Source organism: Micrococcales bacterium (genome assembly GCA_016703125.1).
Lineage (GTDB): Bacteria > Actinomycetota > Actinomycetes > S36-B12 > UBA10799 > JADKAV01.
The window spans coordinates 64,275-75,960 of record JADJCR010000015.1 but is presented as its reverse complement, the minus strand read 5'-3'; the positions used below and the strand labels follow the sequence as shown (position 1 = coordinate 75,960).

Genomic DNA, 11,686 nt, shown 5'->3' with positions numbered 1-11,686 from the left:
TCACCGCTGACCGGCGGGCTCCTCGTGGGCCTTGTCCTCGGCCTCGGGCAGCCAGATGGCGCAGGTCATCTCACCGCGCAGCCGGACCATGAGCGCCCAGGCCAGCAGGCCCAGTCCCGCGACCGCCAAGTAGGGCTGGATCGGGGCGAAGAACTGAATGGCTCCGGACGCCCCGAGCGCCACGAGAACGAGCTTGTTGCACACAGGGCATCCGATCGCGAAGTACGACAGCAACGCGCCAGCCGTGGCGGGCCGGTTGAGGTGTTCCTCACCGCCCGCGCGCACATACGTGGCGGTGAGCAGGCCGGTGAGTACCGCAGTCGCGACGAGCACCTCCATGGCCCAGTCGGTGGGCGCGATGCTGCGGCCGAAAACGGGGTTGGGGATCACGGCTGTGCTGAGGCCGAGCACGAGGAAGGCTGCCAGGGCCGTGATCGCGGCGACGAGCCATCGGCGTACCGGCCAGGTGGCGAACGCCGTCATGGGGCACATGCCGCGACTATACCCCATTAGGGTATATCAGGACTGCTCTGTCGCGTGTTCCCTTCGCCGGCTGCCCTCCACGAAGATGAGCCCCGACGTGACCGTCACCGCGATGACGTTGGTGATGATCATCGGCACGTCCGGCCGGGCGAGGCCATAGGACAGCCAGAGCGCCTGGCCGGCCAGGAGCAGGCCGAGCGTTGCCAACGAGACCTCGGAGACCAGGCCGGCGCGGCGACGTGAGATGGACTCGATCAACTGCGGGACAGTGGTGAGGATGCCGCATATGACACCCAGGCTCGACGGCACCCAGGCGGGCAGTCGGGCGAGCAGCGCGATCCCGGCGAGGGTCGCGACCAGCGGCACGACCACGGCCGCGGACACCGGCCAGTTGTGCAGGCGGCGCAGCAGCAACATGACCACCGGCACGGTGGTGGCCACGAACGTGATGTTGCCGATGATGATCGCGGGCGCCTGCAGGATGAGGCCGTAGGCCAGCCAACTGCTGCCGGACAGCGCGAAGATGCACCACGTGACGAGGCTGACCCCGGCGGCGCTGCGGTCGCGCATGATCCGTGCGATCTGCGGCAGGGACATGCTGGTCATCAGCACGGCCCCGGCGTACCCGAACCACTCGGCGTTCACCGCTCCAACGTAGCGGCTGTGGGTCGGGGTTCCGGCGGTTGCGTGCGCGCTTGGTGGATCGGGGAGTGTTGCGGTCATCGGGGAGCGTTCCAACCGGGTTCGATCTCCCCCGTGGCCGGATCTCTCCTGGTCGGGTTCCGGCGGTTGCGTGCGCGCTTGGTGGATCGGGGAGTGTTGCGGTCATCGGGGAGCGTTCCAACCGGGTTCGATCTCTCCCGGGTGGCCGGATCTCTCCCGGGTTGACCTGGGCGGTGGCCCAGGCCGCCCCAGCGGCCGAGGGGTACGCTGGCACCACCAGGGGAGCTCGGGGCAGCCGGGCTGAGAGGGTCACCGTCGTGCGTGGCCGACCCACCGAACCTGATCTGGGTAATGCCAGCGGAGGAACCGTGAAGTACCTGCTCAGTCTGCCCCTCGCGCTCGTGCTGGCCGCCTGTGGCGCCTCGACCGGCCAGCCGCAGCAGTCACCGCCTGCCGAGGTGGTGGTGCTCACGCACGATTCGTTCGCCGTGTCGAACAACGTCCTGGACGAGTTCACGGCCCGCACCGGCCTGACGGTGAAGATCGTTCAGAACGGCGACGCCGGGCAGCTGGTCAACTCGGCGATCCTGTCCGCGGGGGCACCGCAGGGCGACGTCCTGTTCGGGGTGGACAACACGTTCCTCAGCCGCGCGGAGCAGGCCGGGGTGTTCGAGGACTATCAGGCCTCCGGGGCCCCGGCGGACCTCGCAGCCGCAGCCCCCGGGGTCACCCCCGTCGACACCGGCGCCGTGTGCCTGAACTACGACACCGAGTACTTCGCTGACAAGCGCCCCCCGAGCGGTCCCGCCGATCTGGTGGCACCGGAGTACAAGGACCTGACCGTGGTGCAGAACCCTGCCACCTCATCGCCCGGGCTGGCCTTCCTGCTGTCGACCGTGGCGACGTCCGAGGACTGGCAGCAGTACTGGCGGGATCTGAAGGCCAACGGCGTGAAGGTCGTCGACGGCTGGCAGAACGCCTACTACCAGCAGTTCTCCGGTGGCTCGGGGGAGGGAACCCGCCCGATCGTGGTTTCGTACTCCACGAGCCCGGCCGCCGAAGTGATGTTCAGCGAGGACCCCGGAGCACCGGCCCCGACCGCCAACGTCGGCGCGGACTGCTTCCAGCAAGTGGAGTACGCAGGCGTGCTGGCCGGTGCGGCCAACCCACAAGGCGCCCGGGAGTTCGTGGACTTCATGGTCTCCCCGGCCTTCCAGAACGACCTCGGCAAGCAGATGTTCGTCTACCCGGTGCTGCCCGGCGCCAAGGTACCGCCAGCGTTCGACAAGTACGCCCCACAACCGGCCGACCCGGTGATCATGCCCCCGCAGCAGATCGCCGACGGCCGCGACGAATGGATCGACGAGTGGTCGGCCATCATGGGTCGCTGAGCCGGGCGGCCCTGTTGGCCGTACCGGTGATCTTCCTCGGGGTTCTCTTCGTCGTTCCGCTGGCGGCGGTGGTGCGCGCCGGACTGGCCGATGGGCCACAAGCGGGCCTGGACGTACTCGGCAGCCCCCAGACCTGGGCCGTGGTGGGCTTCACCGTCCTGCAGGCCGCGCTGTCCACGCTGGCCACGCTGCTCGTGGCGCTGCCGGCCGCGGTCGTGATCGCGCTGTACCGGTTCCCCGGCCGGGGTCTGCTGCGTGCCCTCGTGCTGGTCCCCTTCGTGATGCCGACGGTGGTCGTCGCGGCAGCGTTCCTCGCGCTGATCGGCCCCACCGGTGTGCTGGGCGTGGACCTGTCGGGCAGCGTCTGGGGCCTGGTGCTCGCCCACCTGTTCCTCAACCTTGCCGTGGTGATCCGGGTACTGGGCGCATCCCTGGCCACCCTCGACCCCGATCTGGTCAGCGCGGCGCGGGTCCTGGGGGCGTCACCATGGCAGGCCTGGCGCAGGGTCACATGGCCCTTGGTGGCCCCCGCGCTGCGGGCCAGTGCGGTGATCGTGTTCCTGTTCTGCTTCACGTCCTTCGGGGTGGTGCAGGTGCTCGGAGACGGCCAACTGCGCACTCTCGAGGTCGAGATCTACCGCAGGACCGCCTACCTGCTGGACATTCCGGCGGCAGCGGCGCTGTCTGTGCTGCAACTGCTGGCAGTGGTGGCGATGTTGCTCGTCGTCGGCCGCGACCGCCGGGTCCGGCGCGCCACGTCCGTGGATGTGGCCCGGCGTCCCCGGGGCTGGCGCGAGGGGGTGATCGTCTCGGGGGTGGCCGTGTTCACCGCGCTTGTCGTGATGGTCCCCCTCGCGGTGATCGCGGCACGATCGTTGCAGGTGGGTGGGGACTGGTCGACCGCCGGCTGGCACCTGCTCTTCTCGCCGTCGGACGTGTCGAATGCCGTGGACCCCTGGCGGGCGGTGCTGGCGTCGTTGCGGACGTCCATCACAGCCACCGTGCTGGCGCTTGCGGTCGGGGCGGCGGCTGCCGTGGGGCTGGCGCTCGGGGGTCGGGGCGGCTGGCTGCGGGGCGTCGACGCGCTGCTGCTGCTGCCGCTGGGGACGTCCGCGGTGACCGTGGGGCTGGGCATGCTGCTGGCATTCGGCCGGCCACCGATCGACCTGCGCAATACCAGCGCCCTGATCGTGCTGGCCCAGGCCCTGGTCGCGATGCCGTTCGTCGTTCGGGTGCTCACCCCGGCGTTGGAAGGATTCGATCGCCGCTACCTGGAGGCGGCCGCCGTGCTCGGTCGTTCGCCCCGGCAAGCCGTGCGATCCGTGGCCGTGCCGTTGCTGCTGCCCGCCGTGACGGTGGCCGCTGGTTTCGCCTTCGCCGTGACGATCGGCGAGTTCGGTGCCACCGTGTTCCTGGCCACCCCCACCGACCCGACGCTGCCGGTGGCAGTCGCCCGACTGCTGGCCCGGCCGGGCGGGCTGACCGTGGCCGCGGCCTATGCGGCCAGCACAATGCTCATGGTCATCACGGCGGCAGTGGTCATCGGGATGGACCGAGTGCGCTTCAGCCGGGCGGTGGCGTTCTGATGCTGCTGCTCCAAGATGTGCAGGTCAGCTACGACCATCCCGTACTCACAGGTATAGACCTCGAGGTGGCCGCCGGTGAGATCGTGTGCATCCTCGGACCCAGCGGGGGCGGGAAGTCCACGCTGCTGCGTGCGGTTGCGGGGTTGGTGCCCGCCAGCGGCAGGATCGATCTGGACGGCACGCCGTTGTCGGCGGTCCCGACCCACCGGCGCGGGATCGGGATGATGTTCCAGGACAGCCTGCTGTTCCCGCACCTCGATGTGGCCGGCAACGTCGGTTTCGGACTGCACCCAGCCGACCCCGATCGGGTGGCCGACGTCCTGGAACTGGTCGGGCTGGCAGGCTTCGGCCCACGCGCCGCCGACACCCTCAGTGGGGGGCAGGCCCAGCGGGTCGCCCTGGCGCGGGCACTGGCGCCGGGCCCGCGGATGTTGCTGCTCGATGAGCCCTTCGGTGCACTGGACGCCGTGCTCAAGGCGGAGTTGGTCCTCGACGTCCAGCAGGTACTGCGCGATCTCGGGATCACCGTCCTGGCGGTCACCCACGACCGCCAGGAGGCCTTCACCCTCGCCGATCGGGTGGCGGTGCTGCGGGCGGGCCGGATCGTGCAGGTGGGCGCCCCTGCCGAACTGTGGAGCCACCCGGTCGACGTGTACGTCGCGCGCCTGGTGGGGCTCTCGGTGCTCGGTGAGGCGGTGTACCGGCCCGAGCAACTGCGTGAGGACCCGGACGGACCGTGGTCAGGTGTCGTCATCGGCCGGACCTTCCGGGAGGGGCACCACCTGGTGACCGCTCGGGTCGCCGACGAGCCCGTGGTGTACGTGGCCGACCGGGTGCCCATGGTCGGCGAGACGGTGCGGCTGAGCGCGCGGGTCAGCTGACCGGGCTGCGCCGGCGCTCGACGAGGGCTGCGATCGCGCGCCACCCCAGCATCGTCACCGCCAGGAAGCCGGTGGCCACCAGGATGAACGTGAAGGCGGTACCGTCGCCGCCCACCCGGCGCAGGAGCATCCCGCCGACCAGGGTCACCAGCCAGATCACGAATCCGGCGCGCAGCGAGGCGGCGGGTTTCAGCGGGATGGCTATGACCCATCCGATGGCCAGGGCAGCCACGAACGGTGCGGCCACGCGCACCAGGGAGTCCGTTTCGCCGTGGGAGCGGATGCCCAGCGCCACGAAGGCGATGACGCACAGCAGGTCGAAGATTGCGGCGGCCCAGGTCTTCACGATCCGACTGTAGGCGCCCGCAATCGCCCACCGACGGCGGCCGCGCCGCTACCGTTCATCCGTGGACGCCATCCGCCGGACCGAGACCTGGTTCTCTCACAACGGGCTGCCGCAGTTCGTCGACGGCTACAACTCCAGCGAGCACATCTGGACCCGGGCGCTGCCCGCCATGATCGTTGTGGCCAGCGTGCAACTGGTCTCCGCACTGGGTTCCGCACTGACCCGCAGCGAAACCGTCCTGCCCGTCGTGGCCGTGGTGGTGGCCGGGCTGGCGCTGGTGGCCTCCGGCTGGTGGTCGAAAGCACGTCGGGGGTACTGGTTCGCGCCGGCGGACCGCGTCGGCTGGCCGGTCCTGGCGGGCTTCCTGGCCGCCGGAGTGGTGGCGGAGCTGGTCGACGTCGGCCAGCAGGTGGACGGCCAGGTGGTCGGCTGGGGTTCGGTCCTGGGCGCTCTGTTCGTGCAGGCCTTGCTGCTCGCTGTGATCTACCTGTTCACGCGGTTCGCCGTGCTGGCCATGATCGCCTGGGCGGTGCGGCAGACGGTGCGCAGCGCCAGTGACCTGTATGTGGTCGCGACGAAGGCACTGCCGCTTCTGCTCATCGTGCTGATCGTGCTCTTCATCAATACCGAGGTCTGGCAGGTGGCTGGGAGCCTGAACGGACTGTTGTTGTGGGCCAGCAGTGGCCTGTTGCTGGTGTTCGGCGTCCTGGTCACCATGGAGCGCACGCACGACCAGATCGAGACGCTGCAACAGGATGCTCCCGCTGAGCAGGTTCGCCAGGCGTGCACCGGGACGCCCCTGTCCCACGCCGCGGCCGGTGTCAGTAGTTTCGGCGACCCGCGATTGGACCGCCCGCAGCGCCGGAACCTGCTCATCGCCGCCCTGGCCACGCAGGCGATCCAGGCGGCCCTGATCGGACTGCTGGTGTGGTTGTTCTTCATCATCTTCGGCATGGTGGCGATCACCGCCCCGGTACAACAGGTATGGCTCGGCGACCTCGGCAGTGCGGATGTCTTCTGGACCGTGGGCGAGGACCATGTGCTGTCGCGGGCGCTGATCCGGGTGTCGACGTTCCTCGGCGCTTTCGCTGCCTTCTACACGACGATCTACGCGTCCAGCGACCCTGTGTACCGGGCTTCGTTCTCCGACGACATCGGCGCGTCCCTGCAGCAGGCTGTCGACGTGCGGCGGGCCTACTTGACGGTCAAATCCGATGCGTGACCGGGATGCCGCCGGGCGTGCTCGCAACGCCCGGCCCCGCGACGCTCTCGGCAGGCCATTGCCCCACGGCCGGCCCGGCGTCGACCCGGTGCCCGAGGACATCGACGCGTCCCCGCCGGCCGTCGTGGAACTGGCCAGTCGACTGCTGGACGAGGGGCGGCCGTTCCAGGCCCACGAGGTGCTGGAGGCCGCGTGGAAAGCCGCGTCGCCTCCGCAGCGGGCCGCGTGGCAGGGGATGGCCCAACTGGCGGTGGCGCTGACCCACGCCCGGCGCGGCAATGCGGTGGGGGCGCGGCGTCTGCGGGAGCGCGCGGAGGTCAATCTGGCGGATGGTGACCTGCCGCAGGCGGCGCTGGCACTGAGGCAGCGGCTGCGCCAACTGTGTGACGAGGCCGGGGCCGGCTGAGGCCCGCCCCCGAAGGCGGTAGGGACACGGAAAGCGGGGAGAGGTGCGGGCGTCGGGGAGTGATGTAACCGGTCGCTTTGGCTCCCGGTCGGTGGACTTGGGGTGCGCCTTTCTGCAGAGGGGGCGGGGCGGGGAGGGATGTAACCTGTTTCCCCCGGGTGTCCGTTTCGCTCCCGGGTTCGGGTGGACTGGGGTGGGGGTGCGCGCTTTCTGCAGTGGGGAGAGGTGCGGGTGTCGGGGAGTGATGTAACCGGTCGTTTTCGCTCCCGGGTGTCCGTTTCGTTCCCGGGTTCGGGTGGACTGGGGTGGGGGTGCGCGCTTTCTGCAGAGGGGAGAGATGCGAACCGTCCGTTGCGCCAACGCCTTGCCGACGGGACGGCGTTGCCGGGCCTCAGCCGTTCATCCGGCGGTAGAAGCCCTTGACCGTCCCGTAGAGCTTCTTGTACTCGCGCATGTGGTGGGCGTAGACGTCGCGGTCGGCGGGATCCGGGTGGAACGTCTGCGCGATCGGGATCCGGGCCGCGGCCTCGTCGAGACTCAGGTCGCCCTTGCACACCAGTGCCCAGAGCGCCACACCGCGAAGCTGGGCGTTCAGCGGATCGGCGACCTGCTCGATGCGGCGGTCCAGGGTCGAGGCGATGATCGAGCACCATAGATCGGACTGCGCACCCCCGCCCATGATCCGGATGCTGGGAACGCGGCGTTTCAGGAACTTCTCGTAGTAGCCGAACAGCCAGTTGATGTTCAGCGCCACGCCCTCCATGACGGCCCGGACCATCATGGCCCGGTCGGTGCGAAGGGAGAGGTTGAGGAACATGGCACGCAGGTGCTTGTCCTCCACGGGGCTGCGCTCCCCGGCCAGCCAGGGGGTGAAGATGAGGCCCTCGCAGCCGGCCGGTGTGGTGGCGGCGAGGTCGGTGAGAGCGGTGTAGGTGGGCTGCTCGGTCACCGGCGCAGCGCCGGCGGCACCGATGCCGCTGCCGCCCCCGAGCAGGCCGTCGCTGGGCGCGATGATCTGCTCGCGCAGCCATGACAGGGCAGCGCCGCCGGTCTCGATGTTGTTCCCGACGATGTTCATGTCCGGGGTCAGGCCCGGCAGCGTCGCGATCGAGTGCAGGATGTCGGTGCGCTTGAAGGGCACCGGTGCGGACAGCCACGCCGTGGTGGACACCGCCATGTGGGTGTCGTACGGGCCGACCGCCCCACTGCCCACGATGGCGGCATGGATGTCCGGGATCCCGCATGCCACCGGAACCCCCGGCTTGAGCCCGAGTCGTGCGGCCGGTTCGGTCAGCAGGGGGCCCTGGATCGATCCTGTGGGGATCATCCGCGGCAACAGTTCCGGCTTGCGCCCGGAGCGCCGGACGAGGTCGGGGACGTACTCGGGCTTGCTGCCGATGTGGTTGTCGGTGAGCCAGGAGGCGGTCATCGACACCGGTGTGGCGACCGCGCGGCCGGTGAGCAGGAAGGCCAGGTAGTCCACGGGTTCCAGCAGGACGCGGCAGCGCTGCCCGATGTCGGACAGTTCGTTCTGCAGCAACAGCGCGTGACCAGTGGGGTCAGCCCCTGCGGGGTTCGGCGCGCCACCGGTGATCCGCAGCCACGGCAGCACCTTGTGTGGCGCGTATCCGGCGACACTGATCGGGCCGCCCAGGATCCGGGATACGTTGCCGCGCGACCGGGTGTCCTGCCACAGCAGGACGGGCCCGGCCGGGGCGTCGTCCGGGCCCACCGGCACCGTGGATCCCCACTGTCCGGTGATGCCGATCGCGGTCAGTGCGTCGTGGTCGACTTCGCCGATGACCCGGGCCACGGCGCTGCGCAGGGCGACCTCCCATTCGATCGCGTCCTGGGTGGCGGCGCCGTCGCGGCCCACGTGCACGGAGACCGGGGTGAAGGCCGTCGCCAGGATCTGGCCGCTGACGTCCACCGCGGCGACCTTCGGGCCACCGTTGCCGAGGTCGATGGCCAGGACCCAGCTCACTGAGGTGCCACCTCGTGCATGGCGTCGAGCACCCCCGACATGAGCGTGTTGAGGGTCTGGTTGGCCTGGGGAGTGTGGCCGAAGCCGTACATCGCGCCGCTGGCCGCCGGCGTGCCGGCGTTGTCCCGCGCGTACTGCACGGCCCCGCGCAGGTCGGCCAGGAAGGCCTCCGCGATCCCGGGACGGGTGTTCGGCCGGGTCACGCAGAAGTGCAGGGCCGCGGGCAGCTGCAGCGCGTTCATGCGCCAGCCGGCGTTCTTCAGCGCGTCGTTGACCAAGTAGACGTCGATGTCGGGGTCGTCGGACATGAAGGCGATCAGGAAGAGCGGGTCGCCGATCACCTGCAGGCCGTCGATCGCCTCGACCCCCGCCCGGATCGTGGCTGCGGTCTCGAGGATGCCCTGCGCCGCCTGCAGGTAGCCCGAGCGGCCCGTCGTGACCATGCCCGCCCAGGTCGCGGCGATCAGCCCGCCGGACCGGGACCCGGCGAGCCCGGGGGACAGGTACAGGCCACCCGGCCAATCGGGGTAGGTGAAGTACTGGTGGCGGCGCAGGTCCTTGGACCGGTACAGCAGGGTGGACGTCCCCTTGAGCGCGTAACCGTACTTGTGGGTGTCGGCCGAGATGCTCGTGACGCCGGGCACGCGGAAGTCCCACGCCGGGATGTCGTAGCCGAGCTTCTCCGCCCACGGCAGCAGCCAACCGCCGAGGCAGCCGTCGACGTGCATGCCGATGCCGTGCTCCTGCGCCAGAGCCGCGATGTCCTCGATGGGGTCGATGAGGCCGTGGCCGTAGTCGCCGGCCGAACCGACCAGCGCGATCGTCTGGTCGTCGATGAGTTCGGCCATCGCAGCCACGTCGGCGGTGTACTTGTCCGTGAGCGGCGCGTGGCGCACCTCGATGTCCATCCAGTAGGCGCCCTTGTCGAGTGCGACGTGAGCCGTGACCGGTATGACCACGTTGGGTTTGGTGACTCCCCGCTCGCGAGCCGCCTCCCGGTAGGTGAACAGGGCCGTGATGAGACTCTCGGACCCCCCGCTGGTCACTACGCCGCACGCGTTGGCGTCGCCGTGCAGCAGGTCGAGCACCATCGCCACGATCTCGCCCTCGAACTTCGTGGCCGACGGGTACATATCGCGCTGCAGGACGTTGGCGTGGGAGAACTGCGAGAACACCTCGCCGAGGTAGGCGTAATGCTCGTGGTCGCCGCTGTAGAGGCTGCCGGAGACCTTGCCCTCGTCGCCGGTGGCGTCCTCGCTGCGGGCCATCGCGGTGATCGCCTCGAGCACCTCGGTCCGGTCGCGGGGCTCATCCGGGATCGACCGGTAATTGGCGCCCTGCTTGCGGTACGGATAGAAGCCGTCAATGAAGTCGTCGAAGTCGCTCACAGGCCCGAGGGTAGTCGCGCGGACGGGGGGAACACAGTCGTCCGGAAGAATCTCGTGGCCGCGGGACTGTCCTTCGAAGCCCCTGCGATGGCAGGCTGTTGCCATGCGCAAGGTCGTCCCCATCGTGCTGATCCTCGCCGGCGTCGTGATGTTCGGCGTCGGCCTCGCCTTCGCGATCAACAGCGTGGGTTCTACCGTGGGATCGATCACGTCGACGACCATGATCGGTTCGCCGTTCACCGCCCCGGGTTCGGATGCCTCGGACCTGCAGCCAGGCACCTACACGGTGTACGAGAACATCGGCTTCGCCGGTTCCCAGCCGGGCAACCTCACGGTGGACCCGGACTCGATCACGGTCACCGGTCCGGACGGCTCGGACGTGACCACCACGTGCATCTCCTGCGGGACCTCCACCTCCACGCTGACTCTGGGCGCCACGACCTACATCGGGATCGTGTCTTTCACCGCTACCGAGGCCGGCTCCTACACGATCGCCTCCGACGACGACACCGGCGCGAACCTGGTGCTGGGGCCGTCGCTGGCCGAGGCCATCGGAGGCATCGTCAACGATCTCGGCGGCATGTTCGGGTGGGTCGGACTGGCAGTACTCGGAGGCATCGTCGGTGTCATCGGGCTCATCTGGTTGATCGTGGGGGCCGTCACCGGCCGCTCGAAGCCGCAACCGGTGCCCGGCATCCCGTACTACGGCGCCACCGGTATGGCCACCGGCCCGGCCCCAGTGGTCACGCAGGCACCCACGGCGCAGGGCTCCTGGTACCCGGATCCCGAGGATCCCTCCCAGATGCGCTGGTGGGACGGCAGGCAGTGGACCGACCAGCGCCGTCCCCGCTGAGCCGCGCCGGTTCTGGTGCCGGGGCGGTCATTGTCGGTAGAGTCCGCACAACCGGACTGGGAGGACCACATGAAGAAGATCATCGGGCTTGTTGTCGTTGCGCCGCTGCTGTTCGGCGGACTGGCTGCTTGTGGCGGCAGCGACAGCACCACGACCACCGAAACCACCGCCGCCGCCACACCGGCGCAGACCACACAGGCCCCGCCGGAGACCATGGAGGCCACCGAAGGCTCCACCGAAACCACCTCTGCTGTCGACGCGTACTGTCAGGCGGTCGACGAATACGCCGTGGAGGCAAAGCAACTGCTGGAGGACCCGACCTCGGGCAACGCCAGTGATCTGCAGGCGAAGGCGCAGGAGCTGCAGGACACCGCGTCCGAGTTGACGCAGGAACTCATCGACGACCCGTCGAAGGCCGAGCAGGTGCAGGAATGCACCCAGAAGTTGCAGGAGGCCCTGGCCAGCTGACGCACCCACAAGAAC

General features: G+C 69.5%; 12 protein-coding genes and 1 riboswitch. Of the genes, 7 read left to right on the top strand and 5 right to left on the bottom strand.

The annotated features are described in order from the left end of the window. Both IPG68_15525 and IPG68_15520 read right to left on the bottom strand, forming a co-directional pair. Entirely contained in the window at positions 1-483 is a 483-nt protein-coding gene (locus IPG68_15525; GenBank protein MBK6764576.1) for a hypothetical protein, read from the bottom strand. 36 nt (positions 484-519) lie between these two features. Beyond that, on the bottom strand, positions 520-1,128 hold the full coding sequence (locus tag IPG68_15520) for a hypothetical protein (GenBank protein MBK6764575.1): 609 nt from the start codon (positions 1,126-1,128) through the stop codon (positions 520-522). A gap of 286 nt (positions 1,129-1,414) precedes the next feature. Further along, positions 1,415-1,530, top strand: a riboswitch (TPP riboswitch). Here IPG68_15520 and IPG68_15515 point away from each other — a divergent pair. From IPG68_15515 to IPG68_15505, 3 genes are all read left to right on the top strand, one after another. Then, a complete protein-coding gene (locus IPG68_15515; protein MBK6764574.1) occupies positions 1,515-2,537 on the top strand; it encodes a thiamine ABC transporter substrate-binding protein in 1,023 nt (340 codons plus the stop codon). (Overlaps the previous riboswitch by 16 nt.) Then, positions 2,501-4,123: an iron ABC transporter permease gene (locus tag IPG68_15510; protein ID MBK6764573.1), complete on the top strand. Its 1,623-nt coding sequence runs from the start codon at positions 2,501-2,503 to the stop codon at positions 4,121-4,123. The genes IPG68_15515 and IPG68_15510 overlap by 37 nt, the downstream gene beginning before the upstream one ends. Beyond that, the gene (locus tag IPG68_15505) at positions 4,123-5,004 is read left to right on the top strand and encodes an ABC transporter ATP-binding protein (protein MBK6764572.1); all 882 of its coding nucleotides are present in this window, start codon (positions 4,123-4,125) and stop codon (positions 5,002-5,004) included. The genes IPG68_15510 and IPG68_15505 overlap by 1 nt, the downstream gene beginning before the upstream one ends. Here IPG68_15505 and IPG68_15500 read toward each other — a convergent pair. Next, on the bottom strand, positions 4,997-5,353 hold the full coding sequence (locus tag IPG68_15500) for a DUF3054 domain-containing protein (GenBank protein ID MBK6764571.1): 357 nt from the start codon (positions 5,351-5,353) through the stop codon (positions 4,997-4,999). The genes IPG68_15505 and IPG68_15500 overlap by 8 nt on opposite strands. 58 nt (positions 5,354-5,411) lie before the next feature. Here IPG68_15500 and IPG68_15495 point away from each other — a divergent pair, with 58 nt between their 5' ends. Together IPG68_15495 and IPG68_15490 are read left to right on the top strand one after the other, a co-directional pair. Beyond that, entirely contained in the window at positions 5,412-6,572 is a 1,161-nt protein-coding gene (locus tag IPG68_15495; protein MBK6764570.1) for a hypothetical protein, read from the top strand. Continuing rightward, the gene (locus IPG68_15490) at positions 6,565-6,978 is read left to right on the top strand and encodes a DUF309 domain-containing protein (protein ID MBK6764569.1); all 414 of its coding nucleotides are present in this window, start codon (positions 6,565-6,567) and stop codon (positions 6,976-6,978) included. The genes IPG68_15495 and IPG68_15490 overlap by 8 nt, the downstream gene beginning before the upstream one ends. Before the next feature lie 391 nt (positions 6,979-7,369). On the opposite strand, the gene IPG68_15485 is transcribed toward IPG68_15490, so the two are convergent. Beyond that, complete coding sequence (locus IPG68_15485) at positions 7,370-8,962, bottom strand: FGGY-family carbohydrate kinase (protein MBK6764568.1); 1,593 nt, start codon at positions 8,960-8,962, stop codon at positions 7,370-7,372. Next, complete coding sequence (locus tag IPG68_15480; protein ID MBK6764567.1) at positions 8,959-10,455, bottom strand: aspartate aminotransferase family protein; 1,497 nt, start codon at positions 10,453-10,455, stop codon at positions 8,959-8,961. The genes IPG68_15485 and IPG68_15480 overlap by 4 nt, the downstream gene beginning before the upstream one ends. Between IPG68_15480 and IPG68_15475 the strand changes: the two genes are divergently transcribed. Then, complete coding sequence (locus IPG68_15475; protein MBK6764566.1) at positions 10,454-11,203, top strand: DUF2510 domain-containing protein; 750 nt, start codon at positions 10,454-10,456, stop codon at positions 11,201-11,203. The genes IPG68_15480 and IPG68_15475 overlap by 2 nt on opposite strands. 69 nt (positions 11,204-11,272) lie before the next feature. Next, positions 11,273-11,671 (top strand): hypothetical protein, encoded by a 399-nt coding sequence (locus tag IPG68_15470; protein ID MBK6764565.1) that lies wholly within the window; start codon positions 11,273-11,275, stop codon positions 11,669-11,671. The last annotated feature ends 15 nt before the right edge of the window (positions 11,672-11,686 follow it).